General features: G+C 46.5%; 23 protein-coding genes and 1 tRNA gene. 16 read left to right on the top strand and 8 right to left on the bottom strand.

The window, feature by feature from the left end; translation table 11 throughout:
• Window positions 1-23: 23 nt before the first annotated feature.
• Window positions 24-1,919, bottom strand: coding sequence for an AAA domain-containing protein (locus tag DXD65_RS14955; RefSeq protein WP_117887779.1), 1,896 nt, complete (start codon window positions 1,917-1,919; stop codon window positions 24-26).
• Window positions 1,920-2,051: 132 nt separating this feature from the next.
• Between DXD65_RS14955 and DXD65_RS14950 the strand changes: the two genes are divergently transcribed.
• The 6 genes from DXD65_RS14950 to DXD65_RS14925 all read left to right on the top strand — a co-directional run bounded on the left by DXD65_RS14950 (window position 2,052) and on the right by DXD65_RS14925 (window position 10,004).
• Entirely contained in the window at window positions 2,052-4,295 is a 2,244-nt protein-coding gene (locus DXD65_RS14950; RefSeq protein ID WP_117887765.1) for an aconitate hydratase, read from the top strand.
• Between the two features lie 3 nt (window positions 4,296-4,298).
• Window positions 4,299-5,459, top strand: a complete 1,161-nt coding sequence (gene icd / locus DXD65_RS14945; RefSeq protein ID WP_005827150.1) for an NADP-dependent isocitrate dehydrogenase — start codon at window positions 4,299-4,301, stop codon at window positions 5,457-5,459.
• A gap of 12 nt (window positions 5,460-5,471) precedes the next feature.
• Window positions 5,472-6,815: a citrate/2-methylcitrate synthase gene (locus tag DXD65_RS14940; protein WP_009037962.1), complete on the top strand. Its 1,344-nt coding sequence runs from the start codon at window positions 5,472-5,474 to the stop codon at window positions 6,813-6,815.
• Window positions 6,816-7,061: 246 nt separating this feature from the next.
• A complete protein-coding gene (locus DXD65_RS14935; protein ID WP_005827144.1) occupies window positions 7,062-7,832 on the top strand; it encodes a DUF1295 domain-containing protein in 771 nt (256 codons plus the stop codon).
• 72 nt (window positions 7,833-7,904) lie between these two features.
• On the top strand, window positions 7,905-9,128 hold the full coding sequence (locus DXD65_RS14930) for an NADH:flavin oxidoreductase (protein ID WP_008664036.1): 1,224 nt from the start codon (window positions 7,905-7,907) through the stop codon (window positions 9,126-9,128).
• Window positions 9,129-9,164: 36 nt separating this feature from the next.
• Window positions 9,165-10,004, top strand: coding sequence for an SDR family oxidoreductase (locus DXD65_RS14925; protein ID WP_005827139.1), 840 nt, complete (start codon window positions 9,165-9,167; stop codon window positions 10,002-10,004).
• A gap of 60 nt (window positions 10,005-10,064) precedes the next feature.
• Here DXD65_RS14925 and pfkA read toward each other — a convergent pair whose 3' ends face one another.
• The 3 genes from pfkA to cmk form a co-directional block, all read right to left on the bottom strand.
• The gene (pfkA, locus tag DXD65_RS14920) at window positions 10,065-11,045 is read right to left on the bottom strand and encodes a 6-phosphofructokinase (RefSeq protein ID WP_005827137.1); all 981 of its coding nucleotides are present in this window, start codon (window positions 11,043-11,045) and stop codon (window positions 10,065-10,067) included.
• Window positions 11,046-11,184: 139 nt separating this feature from the next.
• Entirely contained in the window at window positions 11,185-12,051 is an 867-nt protein-coding gene (locus tag DXD65_RS14915; RefSeq protein ID WP_005827134.1) for a 4-hydroxy-3-methylbut-2-enyl diphosphate reductase, read from the bottom strand.
• A gap of 7 nt (window positions 12,052-12,058) precedes the next feature.
• Complete coding sequence (gene cmk, locus DXD65_RS14910; protein WP_034525522.1) at window positions 12,059-12,754, bottom strand: (d)CMP kinase; 696 nt, start codon at window positions 12,752-12,754, stop codon at window positions 12,059-12,061.
• Window positions 12,755-13,016: 262 nt separating this feature from the next.
• On the opposite strand from cmk, the gene DXD65_RS14905 reads away from it, so the two are divergent.
• The 9 genes from DXD65_RS14905 to DXD65_RS14865 all read left to right on the top strand — a co-directional run bounded on the left by DXD65_RS14905 (window position 13,017) and on the right by DXD65_RS14865 (window position 18,979).
• Window positions 13,017-13,703 carry an energy transducer TonB gene (locus DXD65_RS14905; RefSeq protein WP_005827130.1) on the top strand — a complete coding sequence of 229 codons (687 nt, stop codon included), beginning with the start codon at window positions 13,017-13,019 and terminating at the stop codon, window positions 13,701-13,703.
• Window positions 13,704-13,783: 80 nt separating this feature from the next.
• A complete protein-coding gene (locus tag DXD65_RS14900; RefSeq protein ID WP_034532842.1) occupies window positions 13,784-14,758 on the top strand; it encodes a polyprenyl synthetase family protein in 975 nt (324 codons plus the stop codon).
• 18 nt (window positions 14,759-14,776) lie between these two features.
• Entirely contained in the window at window positions 14,777-15,478 is a 702-nt protein-coding gene (locus DXD65_RS14895; protein ID WP_005827126.1) for a hypothetical protein, read from the top strand.
• 8 nt (window positions 15,479-15,486) lie between these two features.
• Window positions 15,487-16,266 (top strand): TatD family hydrolase, encoded by a 780-nt coding sequence (locus DXD65_RS14890; RefSeq protein ID WP_009037964.1) that lies wholly within the window; start codon window positions 15,487-15,489, stop codon window positions 16,264-16,266.
• A 162-nt stretch (window positions 16,267-16,428) separates the two neighbouring features.
• Window positions 16,429-16,516 (top strand) — tRNA-Ser (locus DXD65_RS14885).
• Between the two features lie 77 nt (window positions 16,517-16,593).
• On the top strand, window positions 16,594-17,397 hold the full coding sequence (locus tag DXD65_RS14880; RefSeq protein WP_009037966.1) for a MotA/TolQ/ExbB proton channel family protein: 804 nt from the start codon (window positions 16,594-16,596) through the stop codon (window positions 17,395-17,397).
• Between the two features lie 5 nt (window positions 17,398-17,402).
• The gene (locus DXD65_RS14875; RefSeq protein WP_005827118.1) at window positions 17,403-17,888 is read left to right on the top strand and encodes a hypothetical protein; all 486 of its coding nucleotides are present in this window, start codon (window positions 17,403-17,405) and stop codon (window positions 17,886-17,888) included.
• Between the two features lie 36 nt (window positions 17,889-17,924).
• Window positions 17,925-18,515 (top strand): ExbD/TolR family protein, encoded by a 591-nt coding sequence (locus DXD65_RS14870; protein ID WP_005827116.1) that lies wholly within the window; start codon window positions 17,925-17,927, stop codon window positions 18,513-18,515.
• Window positions 18,515-18,979, top strand: coding sequence for an ExbD/TolR family protein (locus DXD65_RS14865; protein WP_005827114.1), 465 nt, complete (start codon window positions 18,515-18,517; stop codon window positions 18,977-18,979). The genes DXD65_RS14870 and DXD65_RS14865 overlap by 1 nt, the downstream gene beginning before the upstream one ends.
• A 75-nt stretch (window positions 18,980-19,054) precedes the next feature.
• On the opposite strand, the gene DXD65_RS14860 is transcribed toward DXD65_RS14865, so the two are convergent.
• Window positions 19,055-19,591, bottom strand: coding sequence for a GNAT family N-acetyltransferase (locus tag DXD65_RS14860; RefSeq protein ID WP_057255766.1), 537 nt, complete (start codon window positions 19,589-19,591; stop codon window positions 19,055-19,057).
• A gap of 24 nt (window positions 19,592-19,615) precedes the next feature.
• Window positions 19,616-20,893, bottom strand: coding sequence for an IgA Peptidase M64 (locus DXD65_RS14855; protein ID WP_005833095.1), 1,278 nt, complete (start codon window positions 20,891-20,893; stop codon window positions 19,616-19,618).
• Window positions 20,894-21,132: 239 nt separating this feature from the next.
• Here DXD65_RS14855 and DXD65_RS14845 point away from each other — a divergent pair, with 239 nt between their 5' ends.
• Window positions 21,133-21,609, top strand: coding sequence for an Lrp/AsnC family transcriptional regulator (locus tag DXD65_RS14845; protein WP_005827104.1), 477 nt, complete (start codon window positions 21,133-21,135; stop codon window positions 21,607-21,609).
• A 2-nt stretch (window positions 21,610-21,611) separates the two neighbouring features.
• Here the strand turns inward: DXD65_RS14845 and DXD65_RS14840 are convergent, their stop codons facing one another.
• Both DXD65_RS14840 and DXD65_RS14835 read right to left on the bottom strand, forming a co-directional pair.
• Window positions 21,612-22,100 (bottom strand): dihydrofolate reductase, encoded by a 489-nt coding sequence (locus tag DXD65_RS14840; protein ID WP_008664019.1) that lies wholly within the window; start codon window positions 22,098-22,100, stop codon window positions 21,612-21,614.
• A gap of 45 nt (window positions 22,101-22,145) precedes the next feature.
• On the bottom strand, window positions 22,146-22,940 hold the full coding sequence (locus DXD65_RS14835; RefSeq protein ID WP_005827101.1) for a thymidylate synthase: 795 nt from the start codon (window positions 22,938-22,940) through the stop codon (window positions 22,146-22,148).
• Window positions 22,941-23,049: the final 109 nt, after the last annotated feature.

Below are 23,049 nucleotides of genomic sequence, written 5' to 3'. Positions count from 1 at the left end.
TTACCGGAGGGGGTATTTCTTTATTATTGATTCCCTATATTTTGAATAAACTCCAATAGCCTCCGGTAAAAACCGTGATGTTTCAGCGTCTCTGCCTCTCCCAATATCACCAGCTTCATACGTGCCCGGGTGATGGCTACATTCATTCTCCTTAAATCATTCAGGAATCCTATCTGTCCTTCTTCGTTGGTACGGACAAGGCTGATGAAGATAACATCGCGCTCTTGCCCTTGGAAGCCATCCACCGTATTTACAGTGAACAAGCTGCGATAAGGCTTGAGTGAAGCGTCTGCCTTTATCTTGCTGCGGAGATATTGCACTTGTGCCTTGTAAGGGGAGATGATGCCGATGTCTATTTTTTCTTCCAGAATGCGGTTGCCACCGATACGGTTGATGTAGATTTTCAGTTCTGATAGGAGCAGGTCCGCTTCCGCCTTATTAATGCGTCCGAAAGTCTCTCCCACAAATTCTTCTTTGAAATCCATTTCGGAGGTGTCAATCCAGTGGATGGGGGTATCCCAGTCCAGGATGCCCCGGTAACGCACTTCGGGAGCGGCTTCCAACTCGCCATTATAAAACCATTGGGAAGGAAATTTCATGATTTCCTCGTGCATGCGGTATTGTACTTTCAGCAAAGAGACAACGGCAGGTTTGTTGGACACCACTTTCTCCATCAATGTTCGTTCCAGACCTCCACGGGCAGCTTCGTAGCATTTTATGGTGGGCGGAAGTTGGCAGTGGTCACCCGCCAATACCACGCGGTCTGCTTTTCGGATAGCTATCCAGCAGGCAGCTTCTAAGGCCTGGGCTGCTTCATCAATGAAAAGGGTGCCGAAACGGCGTCCGTTCAGCAGCCGGTGATTGCTGCTTACTAGCGTGGAGGCTATGACATGTGCCCCATCAAAAAGCTCTGCATTGATTTGTATTTCCAATGCGGTGGCGCGGTCGCGCAGGCGGCTCATACGGCTGCGTACTCCTTCGCGTTCGTCATAGCTGCCACGGCGGGCACGGCTGCCCAGTTCACGGAGATTTTTTCGGATGCTCCACAGCTCCGGATAAAGCGGATGGTTCTCGAAACGACGCTCGTAGGTAAAGGAAAGCATCTTGTCGTTGACACGGGTCGGATTGCCGATACGCAGGACATTGACGCCACGGTCCACAAGTTTTTCCGAAATCCAGTCGACGGCAGTATTGCTTTGGGCACATACCAGTACCTGCGGTTCCCGATGCAGGGTTTCGTAGATGGCTTCCACTAAGGTGGTCGTTTTTCCGGTTCCTGGAGGACCATGTACAATGGCCACGTCGCGAGCACACAGCACTTTGTTTACAGCTGTTTCCTGCGTGGAGTTCAGCCAGGGAAACCGTACGGGATAGAGCTCTCGGAAACCGGCTTTCGAGGTTCCCAGCAATATGTCCCGCAATTCGGCCAGGCGGTTGCCTTTGGAGCGTAACGTATCTTCCAAGGCTTCGAACATGGTCCGATAGGATGTTTCGTCGAAATAAAGTTGCACGCCGAGGTTGTCCGTTTCCTGCACTTCCATCACGGCACCGGCTCCGGGCATTATCGCTACCATCCGTGTCTCGTCGGCATAGCTTACGGTAGCGGTGAAGTTCATATAGGTTATTTTTCCATCGGCAGACTGGCGGAAAAAACATACGGGACGGCCGAACTCAAAATTATGTTCTATATCGGTATTTTCTGTGTGTGTAATTTCTATTACTAATTGATTCAGTGAATTATAGTAACTTCGTCCCGGAGTGGCAGGATACCAGCAAAGTCCCCGTTTCACTTTCCGGGCAACCCCCATGTTTTCGGTTTGGCGTTTGAATTCCTCTTTTTCGTATTCGTATTCCATGCGCAGCAAAAGTTGCTGCTGTTGGAGGTGAATAATAGGACTATTTGAATCTTGTTCCTTCATGGTTGCAAAGGTAATCATTCTTCGCTTCCGACGGAAAAAATGCTTTATTTTGTTAAACTATTCAGCCTTTTTATTTGTTTATGATATTAATTTGTAATCTTTACAATAATGAAAAACTAAAAAATAGTGGTTATGGTATATGATTTAACGATGCTCAAAACGTTTTATGCCGCTTATTCGGAGAAGATAGAACGCGTACGGAACGTACTGCGGCGTCCGATGACTTTAGCAGAGAAAATTTTGTATGCTCATTTGTATGATGGGGATAAAGTGAAGAACTACAGACGGGGAGAAGACTATGTGAATTTCCGTCCCGACCGTGTGGCCATGCAGGATGCAACGGCTCAAATGGCCTTATTGCAATTTATGAATGCAGGCCGTGAGCAGGTTGCCGTGCCTTCCACTGTGCACTGTGACCATTTGATTCAAGCATATAAAGGTGCAAAAGAAGATATCGTGACTGCTACGAAGACCAACGAGGAGGTCTATAATTTTCTCCGTGATGTTTCCTCCCGCTATGGCATAGGTTTTTGGCAGCCGGGAGCAGGCATTATTCACCAGGTGGTATTGGAGAACTACGCATTTCCGGGTGGAATGATGGTAGGCACGGACTCTCATACGCCCAATGCCGGAGGTTTGGGCATGGTGGCCATTGGTGTGGGTGGTGCCGATGCGGTGGATGTGATGACCGGCATGGAATGGGAACTAAAAATGCCGCGTCTGATAGGCGTACACTTGAAGGGTAAATTGAGTGGCTGGGTAGCTCCCAAAGATGTTATTCTGAAGTTGGCGGGTATTCTTACTGTAAAAGGGGGAACCAATGCCATCATTGAATATTTTGGACCGGGAACCGCTTCATTGTCTGCCACTGGAAAGGCTACCATCTGCAATATGGGGGCAGAGGTGGGGGCGACTACCTCCCTTTTCCCTTACGATGAGCGCATGGGTACTTATTTGAAGGCTACCGGACGTGAAGAAGTGGTAAAAATGGCTGCTTCCGTAGCTGCCGACCTTCGCGCCGACGACGAAGTGCTGGCAAATCCGGAAAAATATTACGACCGCATCATTGAAATAGACCTCTCGCTGTTGGAACCGTATATCAATGGGCCCTTTACGCCGGATGCAGCAACACCGATATCGAAATTTGCCGAGGTAGTGATAACCAATAACTATCCCCGCCGGATGGAAGTCGGCCTGATAGGGTCGTGCACCAATTCGTCCTATCAGGATTTGAGCCGCGCAGCCTCCCTTGCCCGGCAGGTAAAGGAAAAGAATTTGAAGGTTGCTTCTCCGCTGATTGTCAACCCCGGTTCGGAGCAGATACGTGCCACTGCTGAACGCGACGGCATGATTGCCGCTTTCGAAGATATTGGCGCAACGATAATGGCGAATGCCTGCGGACCTTGTATTGGCCAGTGGAAGCGCCATACTGATGACCCCGAACGCAAAAATTCCATCGTCACCTCTTTTAACCGTAATTTTGCCAAACGTGCCGATGGAAATCCCAACACTTTTGCTTACGTCGCTTCCCCGGAGATAACGATGGCGCTGACCATTGCCGGTGACCTTTGTTTCGACCCGTTGAGGGATACGCTGGTCAATGCCAAAGGAGAGGTTGTGAAACTGTCCGAACCGGTCGGTGAAGAACTGCCGGCACACGGGTTTATAGGAGGAAAGGAAGGATACATTGCTCCAGGCAAAGGACAGACGGAAATTACGGTCAATCCTCATTCACAGCGCTTGCAACTGCTGACTCCCTTCCCAGCCTGGGATGGCATGGACTTGCTGAATATGCCTTTATTGATTAAAGTGCAAGGGAAATGTACCACCGACCACATCTCTATGGCGGGGCCATGGCTCCGTTTCCGGGGACATTTGGAGAATATTTCGGACAATATGCTGATGGGGGCTGTCAATGCTTTCAATGGAGAGACGAACAAGGTTTGGAACCGCTCCACCAATACCTATGGAACAGTGTCAGGCACTGCGAAGCTGTATAAATCAGAAGGCATCCCTTCCATTGTCGTTGCCGAAGAGAATTATGGTGAAGGGTCCAGCCGTGAGCATGCTGCCATGGAACCACGCTTCTTGAATGTACGCGTCATTTTGGCGAAAAGCTTTGCCCGTATCCATGAGACGAATTTAAAGAAACAAGGCATGTTGGCACTGACCTTTACGGATAAGGCCGATTATGACAAGATTCGGGAACGCGACCTGATTTCTGTCATGGGGTTGAAAGATTTTGCTTCGGGACGTACGTTGAAGGTGGTTCTTCATCACGAGGACGGGAGTAAAGAAAGTTTTGAAGTACAACATACGTATAACGAACAGCAGATAGCCTGGTTCCGGGCCGGTTCTGCACTTAATGCAAGATAGAATATGGAAAAAATTACTGTACCTTTTATTTCCGGCGATGGAGTGGGAGCAGAAGTGACCCCATCCATGCAGGCTGTCGTGAATGCCGCTGTCAGGAAATCCTATGGTGACCGGCGTGGCATTGAATGGAAAGAAGTGCTGGCAGGAGAACGTGCTTTCCACGAAACCGGCTCCTGGCTGCCGGATGAAACGATGGAAGCCTTCCGCACTTATAAGGTGGGCATCAAAGGTCCTTTGACAACACCTGTCGGCGGAGGTATCCGTTCGTTGAACGTGGCATTGCGTCAGACGCTTGATTTGTATGTCTGCCAACGTCCGGTACGTTGGTATAAGGGTATTGTTTCTCCACTCAAAGAGCCGCAGAAGGTGGATATGTGCGTATTCCGTGAGAATACCGAGGATATTTATGCAGGCATCGAATGGGAAGCCGGAACTCCGGAGGCTGAAAAGTTCTATCGTTTTCTCCATGATGACATGGGGGTGACAAAAGTCCGTTTTCCCGAAACCTCCTCGTTTGGCGTGAAGCCCGTTTCAAGAGAAGGAACAGAGCGCTTGGTGCGTGCCGCCTGCCAATACGCGCTTGAGCATCATCTGCCTTCCGTGACCTTGGTACACAAAGGAAACATCATGAAATTTACGGAAGGCGGTTTCAAGAAGTGGGGGTACGAGCTGGCAGAATGTGAGTTTGGTAAAGAGCTGGCAGAAGGGCGTCTGGTCATCAAGGACTGCATTGCCGATGCATTCTTGCAGAACACGTTGCTTATCCCCGAAGAATATTCCGTGATTGCCACGTTGAATCTGAACGGCGATTATGTGTCCGACCAACTGGCTGCCATGGTAGGCGGCATCGGCATTGCACCGGGTGCGAATATCAACTATAAAACGGGGCATGCCATTTTTGAGGCTACTCACGGGACGGCTCCGAACATTGCCGGGAAAGACATTGTGAATCCCTGTTCCATCATCCTTTCCGCTGTGATGATGCTTGAATATCTGGGTTGGAAGGAAGCAGCCTCTCTTATAGAGAACGCCTTGGAGGAAAGTTTCACAGAAGCCCGTGCTACTGCCGACTTGGCCCGTTTTATGCCGGGTGGCGTCTCGCTGTCCACTTCGACTTTCACCCGGGAGATTGTAAGGAGAATAGAAAATGGGAATAACGAATAAAACGAAACGATTATGAAGAAGGAGTATCTGATTTACAAGCTTTCCGAAGATTTGAAGGAAGCTACCCGGATTGAGAATGAACTGTTCAGGAAGTTTGATGTGAAGCGCGGTTTGCGTAATGAGGACGGCACGGGAGTCTTGGTGGGGTTGACCAAAATAGGCAATGTGGTCGGCTATGAACGCATCCCCGGTGGAGGGCTGAAGCCTATTCCCGGCAAATTGTTCTACCGCGGTTATGATGTGGATGACTTGGCACACGCCATCATCAAAGAGAAGCGTTTCGGTTTTGAGGAAATTGCCTACTTGTTGCTTTCCGGTCGCCTGCCCGACAAGGAAGAACTCTCTTCTTTCCGTGAACTCATCAACGACAACATGCCGCTGGAGCAGAAGACCAAGATGAATATCATTGAACTCGAAGGAAACAACATTATGAACATCCTGGCGCGCAGCGTGCTCGAGATGTATCGTTTTGACCCTGATGCAGATGACACTTCCCGCGATAATCTGATGCGGCAGAGCATTGAGCTTATTTCGAAATTCCCGACCATCATTGCGTATGCCTATAACATGCTTCGCCATGCCACCCATGGCCGTTCACTGCATATCCGCCATCCGCAGGAAAACCTTTCCATTGCCGAGAATTTCCTCTATATGCTGAAGAAGGACTACACGGAGCTGGATGCCCGCACGCTCGACCTGCTGCTGGTTCTTCAGGCCGAGCACGGTGGTGGTAACAACTCCACTTTTACCGTACGTGTCACTTCTTCTACCGGGACGGATACTTACTCTTCGATAGCGGCAGGTATCGGTTCCTTGAAAGGGCCGCTTCATGGAGGTGCCAATATCCAGGTTGCCGATATGTTCCACCATCTGCAGGAAAACATTCAGGACTGGACGAATGTGGATGAGATTGATACTTACTTCACCCGCATGCTCAACAAGGAAGCCTATAACAAGACCGGCTTGATATATGGTATCGGACATGCCGTCTATACCATTTCCGACCCGCGCGCCATTCTGCTGAAAGAGCTTGCCCGCGACCTTGCCCGCGAAAAAGGGAAAGAACGCGAGTTCGCTTTCCTTGAACTGCTCGAGGAGCGCGCCATTGATGTGTTTGGCCGTGTGAAGAATAATGGCAAGACGGTTTCGAGTAATGTGGATTTCTATTCGGGCTTTGTCTACGAGATGATTGGGCTGCCGCAGGAAATCTTCACGCCTTTGTTTGCCATGGCACGTATTGTCGGTTGGTGTGCACATCGCAATGAAGAATTGAATTTCGAAGGCAAGCGTATTATCCGTCCTGCCTATAAGAATGTTTTGGATGAGGTGGCTTATGTGCCCATTAAGAAACGGTAAGGATTAGACTTGTATCTTTTAAATCGTTCCATCACGGGGAAAAAATCGTTCCACCATGGTGGAACGGTTTTTTCTCCATGGTGGAATGAAATTTACTCCATGATGGAACGATTAGATTTTCGTATCTCTACTGCTTAATCTTCTCAGTAAAAAACACTGGTTTTTGCATGAAAAAACAATTATCCGGGGAAAACGATTTGTTTGTTGTGAGTTTTCTTTATCTTTGCTTCGCATAAATAAAGAACTATGAATCAGGAAACTTTTCAGATATTTCTGTGGGTAATGAGTGCTGTGGCATTGGTTGTCTTTATTGCACTCTATTTTGTCAAAGCGGGTTATGGCATGTTCCGTACTGCCTCGTGGGGAATCTCCATCAATAATAAACTGGCGTGGGTGCTTATGGAAGCGCCGGTATTCATCGTCATGTTTGGGTTGTGGGGGAAGAGTGGAGCGGGATTTGCCGTGCCGGTATATTTCTTCTTCCTGCTGTTTCAGTTGCACTATCTTCAGCGGGCCTTTATTTTTCCGTTCCTGCTGAAAGGTAAAAGCCGGATGCCGGTAGCTATTATGGCGATGGGTATCGTCTTCAACCTTTTGAACGGGATGATGCAGGCGGGCGGTTTGTTCTATTTCGCTCCCGAAGGCTTGTATGCCGATGGCTGGGCCTATTTGCTGAAACCTCATGCCTTGTTGGGAATCATTCTGTTTTTTGCAGGTATGTTCGTCAATTTGCATTCCGACTATGTGATACGTCATCTGCGCAGGCCAGGTGATACGAAGCATTATCTTCCCGGAAAAGGGCTTTACCGATACGTCACTTCTGCCAATTACTTCGGTGAACTGGTGGAATGGACGGGGTTTGCCATACTCACAGCTTCTCCCGCCGCCTGGGTGTTCGTCTGGTGGACGTTTGCCAACCTTGTTCCCCGTGCCGATGCCATTCACCGCCGTTATCGGGAGGAGTTTGGTGATGAGGCGGTAGGAAAGCGCAAACGCATCATTCCATTTCTTTATTAATGGAAAATGGAGAGTTGAAAATGGAAAATGAATAATTCATAACTTATAACTCATAACTCATAACTCATAACGATGGAATCCAAGTTATTCACCCCCGTCACTTTCGGACCGTTGACCTTGCGTAACCGTACCATCCGTTCGGCTGCTTTCGAGAGCATGTGTCCCGGAAACGCTCCGTCGGACATGTTGCTCGACTATCATCGGTCGGTAGCGGCGGGAGGTATAGGTATGACTACTGTTGCCTATGCGGCAGTTACTCAGAGCGGTTTGTCTTTTGACCGCCAGTTGTGGATGCGTCCTGAGATTATCCCCGGACTCCGTAGGCTGACTGATGCCATACATGCGGAGGGGGCTGCGGCAGGCATCCAGTTGGGACACTGTGGCAATATGTCCCATAAGAGCATTTGCGGTTGTATGCCCGTCGGCGCATCTTCCGGTTTCAATCTTTACTCTCCTACCTTTGTGCGCGGACTGCGTGCCGATGAGCTGCCGGAGATGGCGCGTGCTTATGGACGTTCGGTGAATCTGGCACGGGAGGCCGGATTTGATTCTGTAGAGATTCATGCAGGGCATGGCTATCTCATCAGCCAGTTCTTGTCCCCGTCCACCAACCATCGGAAAGACGAGTTCGGAGGCTCGTTGCAGAACCGTATGCGTTTTATGGATATGGTGATGGAAGAAGTGATGAAGGCTGCCGGCAGTGATATGGCTGTGCTGGTGAAGATGAACATGCGCGACGGTTTCCGTGGAGGGATGGAGCTGGACGAGACGATGCAGGTGGCCCGGAGGCTGGAGCAGTCGGGAGCACATGCGCTGGTCTTGAGCGGTGGGTTCGTCAGTAAGGCGCCGATGTATGTCATGCGGGGCGAAATGCCTATCCGCAGCATGACGCATTACATGACCTGCTGGTGGTTGAAATACGGTGTACGCATGGTAGGCAAATGGATGATACCGAGCGTACCGTTTAAGGAAGCTTATTTCCTGGAAGATGCCTTGAAATTCCGTGCCGCCTTGAAGATACCGTTGGTTTATGTGGGTGGCCTGGTTTCCAGGGACAAGATAGATGAGGTGCTGGATGACGGCTTCGAGGCTGTGCAAATGGCACGCGCTCTGCTCAATGAGCCGGGGTTTGTCAACCGCATGCGTGCCGAAGAGAATGCACGTTGCAACTGCCGGCATAGTAATTATTGCATTGCCCGGATGTATTCCATCGAGATGGCATGCCATCAGCATTTGAAGGAGGAGCTTCCACCTTGTCTGAAAAGGGAGATAGAGAAAATCGAAGCGAAAGGCTGATTTTTAGTTTTTAATTTTCAATTTTTAATTATTAAAGTGAATTTAGCTGTTATAACCGGGGCAGACGGTGGCATGGGCATGGAAATTACCCGCGCAGTGGCAACTGCCGGCTATCAGGTCATCATGGCATGCCGTGACCCCCAAGCTGCCGAACCCAAGCGGCAACTGCTGATGCGTGAAACCGGTAATCCGCGTATTGAGACTGCTCCCATTGATTTGGCATCTCTGGCTTCAGTGGCCGCATTTGCAGAGCATCTGTTGAAGCGGGGAGAGCCGTTGGCGTTGCTGATGAACAATGCCGGAACCATGGAAACGGAACGCCGCATTACCGAAGACGGACTGGAACGGACGGTGAGTGTCAATTATGTAGGGCCTTACCTGCTGACCCGCAAGCTGCTGCCATTGATGGGAGAGGGGAGCCGTATTGTGAATATGGTATCTTGTACGTATGCCATCGGTCATCTTGACTTTCCGGATTTTTTCCTCCGGGGAAGGAAGGGTGGCTTTTGGCGCATTCCTATATATAGCAACACGAAGCTGGCATTGACTCTGTTCACCATCGACTTGGCCAGTCGCGTCAAACACAAAGGTATTGTTGTGAATGCGGCTGACCCGGGGATTGTGTCTACCAATATCATCACCATGCATATGTGGTTTGACCCGCTGACAGATATACTTTTCAGGCCTTTTATCCGTACTCCCCGTAAGGGAGCTGCAACGGCTGTCGGCTTATTGCTGGATGAGGATGCCGGTAAACGTACGGGGACATTGAATGCCAGTTGCCGTCCCAAGTCTCTTTCGGAGAAGTACACCCGGCATGTACAGATGGAAGAACTGTGGGAGAGGACGGAAAGTATAGTGAAAAAATGGTTGTAAAAAACAGAGAAGGCGCATATGTCGCCTTCTCTGTTTATGGGGTATCTGAACAGTCTGTCATTAGATAGACAGTTCTCTCAATACATTTACAAGGTCTTTCTTGATGGGTTTGTCATTCTTGATGGCCTTCGTGAAGGGAACGTATACCACTTCATCGTGGTCAATGCCTATCATGACATTGCGCTGTCCTTCCATGATGGCGTCGATGGCGGCTGCGCCCAGACGGCTGGCAAGGATACGGTCGTGTGCCGTAGGGCTACCACCGCGTTGCAAGTGACCGAGGATGGTTACGCGTACGTCATATTGGGGGTATTCGTTCTTTACACGCTCTGCATAGTGCATTGCACCGCCGGTCAGTTCACTCTCGGCTACCAGTACGATACTGCTGTTCTTGGATTTCCGGAAACCGTTCTTGATGAATTCTTCCAGTTGGTCCACTTCCGTACTGAATTCCGGGATAATGGCTGCTTCTGCTCCGGAGGCGATGGCGCCGTTCAGAGCGAGGAAACCGGCATCGCGTCCCATGACTTCTACGAAAAACAAGCGCTCATGGGAAGTGGCTGTATCACGGATTTTGTCCACAGCATCCAGGATCGTGTTCAGCGCGGTGTCGTAGCCGATAGTGGTATCTGTTCCATAAAGGTCATTGTCGATAGTTCCCGGCAGCCCGATACAAGGCACGTCAAACTCTTGTGCAAAGATACGAGCACCGGTCAGCGAACCGTCGCCTCCGATAATCACTAAGGCGTCAATGCCTTCTTTCTTCATGTTGTCGTAAGCAATTTGGCGGCCCTCGGGAGTCGTGAACTCTTTGCAGCGGGCTGTCTTCAGGATTGTACCACCCAGCTGGATGATGTTGCTGACATTTTGGCTTTTGAATTCTTTGATTTCGCCGGTTACCAGACCTTTGTAACCTCTATATATACCTTTAACTGAAAGTCCGTTGTAAATAGCCGAACGTGTCACGGCACGTATGGCTGCGTTCATTCCCGGAGCATCACCTCCTGATGTCAAGATACCAATGCACTTAACTGTTCCCATAACAATCTTTTTGTTTAGTATTAATAATCATGATGAAAAATAGATTTGGACTATTTTTTCATGCCGCAAAGATAGTAAAAAGCTGAGGCGGTGACTAATAAATTACGTTAATTTGCTGTTCCAAAAGGATGACAAACTGTTATTTAAGTTTTGACTTTATGGCTTCTGAAATTTCTTCCATCAGCCATTTGGGGGTGGAAGTGGCTCCGCAGACACCGATGGAATTGGCACCGGCTAACAGAGAACTATCTATTTCTTCGGCACTGTCTATCAAATGTGAATTGGCATTGACTTTTTTACACTCACTGAACAGCATCTTGCCGTTAGAGCTTTTTTTGCCGCTGACAAAGAATATTAAATCATGGGAAGCTGCAAATTTCCGGATATTAGGTATCCGGTTTGCCACTTGTCGGCAGATAGTGTCATAGGACTCGAAAGTGACTTTCGGTGAGATATGTCCCTCTATGTATTTCACAATGTTTTGAAATCCGTCCAGAGACTTTGTGGTCTGGGAGTAGAGACGGATGTCTTTGCTGAAATCCAGTTTCCTTGCCTCTTCCTGCTTTTCGATGACGATGGCCTTTCCGGTGGTTTGTCCTACCAGACCCAGTACTTCGGCGTGTCCATTTTTGCCATAGATGACAATTTGCTTGTCGCGGTTGTCTTCCTGGACGTACTCTTGCTTAATCTTCTTTTGCAGGCGGAGTACGACCGGGCAGGTTGCGTCAATGATTTCTATATTGTTGCGGCGGGCAATGTCATAAGTTTCAGGGGGCTCTCCATGAGCACGCAGCAGCACTTTGGCGTTGTGGAGGTGGTTGAATTCCTCATGGTTGATGGTAATCAGCCCCATTGCCTTCAGGCGTTCCACTTCACGGCTGTTGTGCACGATGTCTCCCAGACAATAGAGGGTTCCTCCTTTCGCCAGTTCCTCTTCTGCCTTGTTTATTGCGGTGACAACTCCGAAACAGAAGCCGGAGCCTTCGTCTATTTCTACTTTTGCCATATCCGGTTCAGTTCTTCTCCTTTATAACCCGTTCGAATTGTTCCGCCAGCCATTCCTTTTGTTGGGAAATGCTCAGGTGGCTGTTGTCCAACAATAAAGCGTCAGAAGCTTTGCGCAGCGGACTTACATCCCGGTTTTGGTCAATATAGTCCCGTTGTTTCACATTTTCCAGAATTTCGTCAAAGCTGGCTTCTTCCCCTTTGGCCTTTAGTTCGTCATAGCGGCGTTGTGCCCGTATCTCGGGGGTGGCGGTTACAAAAATTTTCAGCTCGGCATCCGGAAAAACGGTAGTGCCGATGTCGCGCCCATCCATAACGATACCCTTGGCCTTGCCCATCTCTTGTTGCTGTGCCACCATAGCTTCGCGTACGAAATCCAATGTTGCAATGGGGCTGACACGTGAAGATACTTCCATGGTACGGATTTTGTTTTCTACATTTACTCCGTTCAGGTAGGTATCTGGGCGTCCGGTTTCGGGGTTCAGGCGGAAAGAAATATGTATATCCTTTATTAGACTTTTCAGTTTTTCGGCATCTATGCGGTCACCCTGGAAAATACCATTCTCTATACTATATAATGTTACTGCCCGATACATGGCACCACTATCTATATATATGTAACCGATTTCGCGGGCGAGGTCTTTGGCCATAGTGCTTTTCCCGCAAGAGGAAAAACCGTCGATTGCTATTGTTATCTTTTTCATGACTTTTATGCTATAGTTATATAGGTATAACACCTGCAAAACAGAAAATTTCAATATTTCATTTAAAATTCTTGCCAAAGATACGGTATTTTTAAAATATCTCGTTACATTTGTGGCACAAAAGCACATGAAGGTTTTTGAAGGATTAAAAAAATGAAAATGGAGCGCCTATTGTGTAAAAAAAAACAGCAGAGCGTGAACATTCTTGGGAAAAGTGCTATATTTGCCCCAAATGAGAAACACTAAAATTATATTATAAATTATGGAAATTAAGAAATCACCTAAGGCAGACCTGGAGAGTAAGAAGTCGACTTGGCTGCTTGTCGGTTATGTAATCGTGCTCGCTTTCATGTTTGTTGCGTTCGAGTGGACAAAGCGTGACATCAAGATTGACACGAGCCAGGCTATTACCGACGTATTTTTTGAAGAGGAAATCATCCCTATTACAGAACAGCCGGAGCAGGTTACTCCTCCGCCTCCCGAAGCCCCTTCAATTGCAGAGACGTTGACTATCGTTGAAGACGATGCTGACGTGGAAGAAACGGCCATTGTATCTTCTGAAGAATTGAACCAGGCAGTGGAAATCAAATATGTTCCCGTAGCAGTGGAAGAGGAAGAACCGGAAGAACAGACTATTTTTGAGGTGGTAGAACAGATGCCTGAGTTCCCGAATGGTGGTATGGCTGGTTTGATGCAGTATTTGAGCAAGAATATTAAATATCCTACTATTGCACAGGAAAACGGAACTCAAGGCCGTGTAACTGTACAGTTCGTGGTTAATAAGGACGGTAGTATCGTAGATGCTAAAGTTCTGAGAGGCGTTGACCCGTATTTGGACAAAGAAGCTGTCCGCGTGATTATGGGCATGCCGAAGTGGAAACCCGGTATGCAGCGTGGTAAACCCGTTCGTGTTAAGTATACCGTGCCTGTAATGTTTAGATTGCAGTAATAAAATATCTATAAGTGGGAGAGGCTGCCGGAATGCAGCCTCTTTTCATTATCCGCTATTCCCTAAATTCTGAAAATGCCATGTTTACAGCTTCCGAGCTTTTAGAAAGAATAAATTCTCATATTGCAGAATTGCAGTTTACCCGTACTCCTCAAGGTTTATATGCTCCCGTTACCTATGTGTTGTCCATGGGCGGAAAAAGAATCCGTCCGGTATTGATGTTGATGGCCTACAATCTGTATCAGGAGGATATTACCCGTATTTTTAACCCTGCAACGGGGATTGAAGTGTATCATAATTATACTCTTTTGCATGACGACTTGATGGACCGTGCAGACCGTCGCCGTGGTAAGGAGACGGTACATAAAGTTTGGGATGACAATGCTGCCATCCTTTCGGGGGATGCAATGCTTGTATTAGCTTATCAGTTTATGGCTCAATGTCCGGTTGAACACCTGAAAGAGGTGATGGATATATTTAGCCTGACTGCACTGGAAATCTGTGAAGGACAGCAGCTGGATATGGAGTTTGAACATCGGAAGGATGTGAAGGCAGAGGAGTATCTGGAAATGATTCGTCTGAAAACTTCGGTATTGTTGGCTGCAAGCTTGAAGATTGGCGCTCTTTTGGGAGGGGCTTCTTCTGAAGATGCGGAGCAGTTGTATGATTTTGGCATGAACTTGGGTGTCGCTTTTCAGTTGAAAGATGATTTCCTGGATGTTTATGGCGATACTGCCGTCTTTGGAAAGAATATTGGAGGTGATATTCTGTGCAATAAAAAGACCTACATGTTGATAAAGGCTTTTGAACATGCGGATGAGGAGCAGTTGACCCGCTTGAATGCTTGGGTGGATGCTGTTGCATTCAACCCGGAGGAGAAAGTTGCTGCGGTGACGGAACTGTATAACCGGATTGGCGTCAAGGAACTGTGTGAGAAAAAGATGGAAGAGTATTGTGAACGCGCAATGGAAAGTCTGTTGGCGGTGAAGGTGGCAGATGAAAAGAAAGAGGAATTGAAGAACCTGATGGCTAACCTGATGCATCGGGAAGTATAACTTTAAATCCGGGAGAAAATGCCTTATAGAAGATTGCCTAATACAGATCAAGCGAGAATACGGGCGCTGAAAGCAGTGGTCGTCAAGGGTGATATATGTAATGTGTATGATTTGGCCGTATCTTTGAAGGCGTTGACTGATGCGCGGAATTTTCTTACAAAGTTTGAAGCTGCGCAAGCTTATTATGCCGACTGTTTTGAGCGGCAGGCTCGGGCGGGACGTAAGCATCAGGCTAATGTAAAGACTGCCCGTCTGTATATTTCTCATTTTATCCAGGTGTTGAATTTAGCTGTCATCCGTTCTGAAGTGCGTATTGCTCATAAGGAATATTACGGTTTGGACACAAGCAACAATAATGTGCCTGATTTATCGACAGAGCCTGCCTTGGCAGAGTGGGGGCGTAAAATCGTGGATGGGGAAAACAAACGTATATCCCAGGGAGGAATTCCCATTTATAACCCTACGATTGCAAAAGTGAGGGTGCATTATGATATTTTCATGGATAGTTATGAGAAGCAAAAGAATCTTCAATCTTTGACAGCCCGCAGTTTGGACACCTTGGCTTCGATGCGTGCAGAGGCGGATGGTTTGATTTTGGATATATGGAACCAGGTTGAAAAGAAATTCGAGGAGGTCACTCCCAATGAGAAACGTTTGGATTTATGCCGTGATTATGGAATAATCTATTATTACCGTACCGGTGAGAAACGCAAAGAGTAAGTTGAAGAATGAGATTGATTGATTCACATTCCCATCTTTTTTTAGAAGAGTTTGCAGAGGATTTGCCTCAAGTGATGGCTCGTGCCCGTGAGGCAGGAGTCACGCATATTTTTATGCCCAATATCGATAGTACCACCATAGGACCTATGCTTCGGGTGTGCCGTGAATATAAAGGGTATTGCTATCCGATGATTGGATTGCACCCTACCTCTGTGGATGCGGATTATGAAAAGGAGTTGGAAATAGTGGCCCGGGAGCTGGCTTCACCGAATGAATTTGTTGCGGTTGGCGAGATTGGTATGGACTTGTATTGGGATAAGACTTTTCTTAGAGAGCAGCAAAGGGTGTTGGACAAGCAGATTGAGTGGGCTTTGGAATACGGTTTGCCGGTAGTGCTGCATTGTAGGGAAGCGTTCGACCATATATATAATGTGTTGAAACCCTATCAGCAGACTCCTTTGAAAGGAATTTTCCATAGTTTTACGGGAACCTCGGAAGAGGCCTGCAGGATTATGGAATTTGCGGATTTCATGATAGGAATAAATGGTGTGGTGACTTTCAAGAAATCAACTTTACCCGAAGTCTTGAAGAATATTCCTTTGGAACGCATCGTGCTGGAAACCGATTCCCCTTATCTGACTCCGGTTCCCAATCGAGGCAAGAGGAACGAAAGCGCATATGTTAAGGATACTTTGGTAAAGGTGGCCGGAATCTATGGGAACTCTCCTGAAAAGGTGGCCCAGGTTACTTCTGATAACGCTTTAAAAGTGTTCGGAATGCTCAAATAAGTTCTTTAAGATTTTAAAGTTTATTAATTTTGAGATTTTATTTAATATAAAACGGGGAGAATGAGGCAGAACAACAAAAAAAAGAATACATTTGTAGCTGAAAACGCTGGTGGTTCGCATTTTTTTTGTAATTTGCACCCGATTTCAGAAAAGGCGTCTATTGGAGAGATGCTCGAGTGGTTGAAGAGGCACGCCTGGAAAGCGTGTATACCCCTAAAGGGTATCCGGGGTTCGAATCCCCGTCTCTCCGCAGTGTGATAAAATGGAGATAAAACAACAAATTATAATAAATAAATTAATTAATTAATCTTAAAAATTAGACACACAATGAAAAAGTTATTTGCAATTGTTGCTGTGATGGGAGTCTTAACATTTGGCTCAACTCAACTTGCTCAGGCTCAAGATGCTCCTGCAGCTGAACAAACTGAACAAGCAGCTGTAGCACCTGCTGCTGACGCTGCTGCTCCTGCCGCAATGGAAGCTGCAGAAGGTGGTATCCACAAAGAACTCAAAACTAAGTTTATTGAAGGTACTGCATCTTTCATGAGTTTGGTAGCTATCGCATTGGTTATCGGTCTTGCATTTTGTATTGAACGTATCATTTATTTGAGCTTGGCTGAAATCAACACAAAGAAATTCTTGGCTGCTATTGAAGCTGCTTTGGAAAAAGGTGACGTTGAAGCTGCTAAAGACATCGCACGTAACACTAGAGGTCCTATCGCTTCTATCTACTATCAAGGTCTGATGAGAATTGACCAAGGTATCGACGTAGTAGAAAAGTCAGTAGTTTCTTACGGTGGTGTACAAGCTGGTTACCTGGAAAAAGGTTGCTCTTGGATTACACTGTTCATCGCTATGGCTCCGTCTTTGGGATTCTTGGGTACTGTAATCGGTATGGTGCAGGCATTTGATAAGATCCAGCAGGTAGGTGATATCTCTCCGACGGTTGTAGCAGGTGGTATGAAGGTTGCCTTGATTACAACTATCTTCGGTTTGATCGTTGCCTTGATTCTGCAGGTATTCTATAACTACATCCTGGCTAAGATTGAAGCTTTGACCAGCGAAATGGAAGATTCTTCTATCTCTCTGTTGGATATGGTTATCAAATATGACTTGAAATACAAAAAATAATTAAGATGGCTAAGTTATCATATAAAGTATCATACTATGCACTGTATGTCATGTTCGCTATCATCTTGGTAGTGTTGGGCATGTTCTTCTTCGGTGGAGATGCTCAGGGCGATGCAGTGTTGGCAAGCGTTGACGCAGAAATGTGGCAACCGGCTCATACAGACGCATTGATTTATTTGATGTACATTCTGTTCTTTGTAGCTATTATTGCTACCGTGGTTGGTGTTTTGTTCCAATTTGGAGCTGCACTGAAAGACAATCCGGGAGCAGCGTTGAAATCTTTGATTGGTTTGGTTATATTGGTTGCAGTTGTTGTTATTTCTTGGACTATGGGTAGTGAAGAACCACTTGTTATTCCGGGTTATAGCGGAACTGAGAACGTACCTTTCTGGTTGAAGCTTACTGACATGTTCCTTTATTCTATCTATATCTTGTTTGCTGGTACAGTCTTGGCAATCATTTTTAGTAGCATTAAGAAAAAATTATCATAATCAATTGAGGTAACTCAATTTAAAGATATAATTACAATGGCTAAAAAGAAAAGAGAAGTTCCTGAAATTAACTCAAGTTCTACTGCGGACATCGCTTTCTTGTTGCTGATTTTCTTCTTGATTACAACATCTATGGATACCGACCGTGGTTTGGCAAGACGTTTGCCGCCTCCACCGGAAAAGGACCAGAAGTTGGACGATGCAAAGAAGAAGGAACGCAACGTATTGCAAGTCTTCTTGAACATGCAGGACCAGTTAATGTGCGGGAATGATTATATTACTGTTGACCAATTGCGTGCAAAAGCAAAAGAATTTATTGCCAATCCGTATAACGAAGATACAAAACCGGAAAAGATTTCTAAGAATGTTCCTTTCTTCGGTACAGTACAAGTGACGGAAGGCCATGTGATTTCTTTGCGTTGTGACCGTGGTTCTTCATACAAAGCATATATGTCTGTACAGAATGAGTTGGTAGCAGCTTATAACGAGTTGCGTGATGAATTGGCTCAGGAAAAGTGGCAGAAGAATTATATGGAGTTGGATCAAGAACAACAAGATGCAATTCGTGAAATTTATTCTCAGAAGATTTCTGAGGCAGAACCTAAAAAGTACGGAGAAAAGAAGTAATGGGAAAATTTAATAAGACTGGTAAACGTGGAATGCCGGCGTTGAACACTTCTTCTCTGCCTGACCTTATCTTCACCTTGTTGTTCTTCTTCATGATTGTAACAACGATGCGTGAGGTAACATTGAAGGTTGAGTTTAAGGTTCCGCAAGCTACAGAATTGGAGAAACTTGAAAAGAAGTCTTTGGTTACGTTTATCTATGTAGGAAAACCTACTGCCGAATTTCGTAAGAAGTTAGGTAATGAGAGCCGTATCCAGTTGAACGACAGCTATGCTGAAGTTGCTGAAATTCAAGATTACATTATTGGTGAACGTGCCAGTATGAAGGAAGAAGATCAGCCGCAGATGACAGTGTCTTTGAAAGTTGACCAAGATACGAAAATGGGTATCGTAACAGATATCAAAGAAGCGCTTCGTAAGGCTTATGCTTTGAAGATTAACTATTCTGCGCAACCGCGTCAGTAAAAGTTAGTTTAATGATATAATAAAGGTCGTTTCATTTGTTGAAACGACCTTTATTGTTTTAAGTATATTGGGTTTTTAAGATTTCACATTATATACTTCGCGGTAGATGTGTTCCTTTACAGAGTCAAAATCCTTTCCACATTCTATATCTCCATAGGCCATGATGAGCATAGGCAGGTAGTTGTCGCCTGTTTTATAGGGTGGTTGTTGGTAGGGCTTTTCCCATAAGGAGAATCCTTGCCGTTGATAGAAGTTAATGCGGCGTTTAGCCATTTCTTCTTCGGGTATTTCCACCTCCAAGACGATGGGATGTTTTAAGAGTTGGCATAAATGGTTTAGTACGCTCTTTCCATATCCGCCGTTACGCTGTGCGGGGTCAATGGCAAAATGCTCTATATAGTAAAAATGTCCGAAATCCCAGTAAGTGATGAGACCTACCGGGGTGTTGTTATGGAAGATGATATTGTTATAGAAGTGCGTTTTGGTATCTGTATACTTGCGCAATTCCTCCAGTTCCCGGTACTCCTCTGAAGGGAACGATTGAGTCATTAATTTCTCCATGGAGCTGTACAAGTCTGTGTCAGCTGTTGTAATACGTTGAAGTCTGATCATAAGTTCTTTTAGTTTAGTTTGTTTTTATTCAGTATAAAATTCAATGACGCGGCAGATGGCCCGTTGGCAGACCGGGCAGAAAGTAGGGTATTCATTGGTGCGCATGCGGCAATTGTCTGCCGGACGGTAGATGCCTTTGGCAGAATAGCCAGCTCCTTCATATACGCCTACGGGATATGTTCCACTTTCAGAAGAGGGAGTAGGAACGGGAGTTCCTTGAGCAAGCATATCTTTCCATTTGGAAGTGAAATCGATTCTTGTGCTGATGTTCTGTTCCCAGGGTTCCACATCTAGTGGATAGGTATCTGTCATCACGTCATTGTCGTAGAAGTATTCATCGGCCAGTCCGCCAAAGCTATGCCCGAACTCATGTACCACAACGGGGCGGAACATGGGATGGTGGGCGGTAGTAAGGGTATAGGAATTATAGATTCCACCGCCTCCGTATTCTTCCGTATTGGCAAGGATGATGATGTGTTCATACGGTATTCCCGCCAGCGCATCGTGTATGGATTTGACGCGGGAGGTTGTCAGATACCGGTCTGAATAGAATGTGCTGAAATGAGAGCTGAATGCTGTCCGTTTCCATTCTCCGAGGCGTGGTACGCTTACTCCGCTGTCTTCGGAGGGGCTGGCCACTGCTACAATGTTGAAGTGCTTTTTCATGGACCGGAAGGGTTCGTGGGCAAACAGACTTTCGCAGGCAATGGCTGCGTCTTCGTAGAATACCGGCATCTCTTCGGGAGTATATCCTTCTGCAAGGATGGCTACGTCGATGCATTTGGCCGTATTGCCGCTTTGCAGCAGATATTTATGTGGTGTGATGTGGGCAGTACCTTTCTGATGTATCAGGATGTCGTCGGGACTGACCGTATGTTTCATGCTTGCCCGTACATTTCTACGCGGGTCGAGAAGTGTTATTTCTATTTCTGCAGGACGGAGGGGATAGGGAAGGAGAAAGGTGTTTTCGAATCCTTTGGTCACCGCTTTGGCTTCATCCGTTTCCAGCCACTCCTGGAAGAGCGAAGAAAAGGATGTTTTGTAGATTACGCTGCCATTGGCTGCATCTCGCATAATGATTTGTCCGTTTCCTTGCAGGGGCAACTCAGATAAATGATGCTTCCTTCCTGCCCAAGAGGGGAGACAAGACAATCCGTCCAGGCATATCTCTTGTTTGGCTGCATTTCCGGTAAAGATATAGTCGACACGCAGGGTTTTATCTGCAAAATAATCGGCAAAACTTTGGGCATGCAAGGATATTGCTGCCATCAGGCATAATAGGAATAAGGAATACTTTTTCATAACGGTTCATTATTATTGCTACTACAAAGATAATATCTTTAAAGCTCATCTGCAATTTTCCGGTCGTGCGAGATGGAATTTTGCATATGCACTTTGAAATGCCTGATATGCGGTATTATTCTTTTTTTTGCAAGAAAAGTTATAAACCGTATTTTTATTGGCGAAAAAATAGCTAACTTTGCATGTTGCCGTATAGATATGCGGGAGATATAGTAATTTATTAATCATTAGAATTTGAAATGGGACATCATCAATTGGATACTTTAGACGAACAGATTTTAAAACTTATAGCCGATAATGCACGCATTCCTTTTCTTGAAGTGGCCAGAGCTTGTAATGTATCGGGAGCAGCCATTCATCAGCGCATTCAAAAGCTGACAAACTTAGGTATATTGAAAGGTTCTGAATATGTGATTGATCCGGAGAAGATAGGATATGAAACATGCGCCTATATCGGTATCTATCTAAAGGATCCTGCTTCTTTTGATGCTGTAACGAGAGCATTGGAAGCTATTCCCGAGATTGTGGAATGCCATTTTACAACGGGCAAGTATGATATGTTCATAAAGCTTTATGCCCGCAACAACCATCATTTGCTGAGCATCATACATGATAAGTTGCAGCCGCTGGGACTGGCGCGTACGGAAACCTTGATTTCTTTCCACGAAGCCATCAAGCGGCAGATGCCTATAACGGTAGAAGAAGAGGAAGATTAATTTTACCGGTGGATATAATCGACGAATGCATAAGGGCAGGGATGCTTCTCATCTGCGGGATGGGACTCCCTGCTTTTTTCTTGCCATACAGTCGGAGCGACTTCGGGAAAGTAGGCGTCCACCTGAGGGGCTTCTGCATCCACTTCGGTCAGGCAGAGGGTATCTGCAAAGGGGAGTGCCTGGCGATAAACGCTTGCACCGCCGATGATGTAGACGTGTTCGTCGGGCTGGCAACTGCTTAGTGCTTCTTCCAATGAGGGAAAAACTTCTGTACCGGGACAGATCAAATCTTTTTGAGTGGACAGAACAACGTTGCGGCGGTTGGGAAGCGCACCTTTGGGGAGAGATTCAAAAGTCTTTCGGCCCATGATGATGGTATTTCCCGTGGTGAGGGCTTTGAAACGCTTCAAATCATTGGGAAGCCAGAATAACAACCGGTTCTGATAGCCGATACCTCTCTTTCTGTCTACTGCAGCAATAATACTAATCATATGTGTGTAAAATTCTTTTCTCTTTCTATCTTTTTATTGTAGGATTTATACTGACACTTTCCCTGCAATATGCGGATGCGGGTTATAGTTGACCAACTCAAAATCCTCGAACTTGAAATCGAAGATGTTTTTCACATCCGGATTGATTCTCATCTGCGGCAAATCCCGCGGTTCACGAGATAGTTGGAGCTTTACCTGCTCCAGATGGTTCAGATAGATGTGGGCGTCTCCTAAGGTATGGATGAAATCTCCGGCTTTCAGTCCGGTGACTTGCGCCATCATCTGCAGGAGCAGGGCATAGGAAGCAATGTTGAAGGGCACTCCTAAAAAAATGTCCGCACTACGCTGGTACAGTTGCAGGCTCAGCCGTCCGTTGGCGACATAGAACTGGAAGAAAGCGTGGCAGGGAGGGAGGTTCATGTTGTCCAAATCGCCTACATTCCATGCGCTGACTATAATCCGGCGTGAGTCGGGATTGTGCTTGATGGTTTCTACAGCTTCGCTGATTTGGTCGATGAATCCACCTTTATAGTTCGGCCAGGAGCGCCATTGATACCCGTAGATATGTCCCAGGTCACCGTTTTCGTCCGCCCATTCGTTCCAGATGCGTACACCGTTGTCCTGAAGATATTTCACATTGGTGTCTCCTTGGAGGAACCATAGCAGTTCGTATATGATTGATTTCAGATGCAGCTTCTTGGTAGTAAGGCAGGGGAAGCCTTCATCCATGTTGAAACGCATCTGGTGGCCGAATACGCTGATGGTGCCGGTACCCGTACGGTCGCTTTTCTCTACGCCTTCGGTCAGTACGCGGTTCAGCAGGTCTAAATATTGTTTCATGATGTAGCTCTGTTTTTATCCGAACGCAAAGGTAGGGGAATTAATTAATAATCCTTAATTCCGCAACACTATTATAAAATATTTTTTTTAAGTACCTGAGCAACAAAAA

It is taken from the genome of Bacteroides sp. 4_1_36 (assembly GCF_003466325.1).
In the GTDB taxonomy this organism is placed as follows: Bacteria; Bacteroidota; Bacteroidia; order Bacteroidales; family Bacteroidaceae; genus Bacteroides; species Bacteroides uniformis.
The sequence above is the reverse complement of the archived record's forward strand: the minus strand, read 5'-3'. Positions and strand labels throughout refer to the sequence as shown.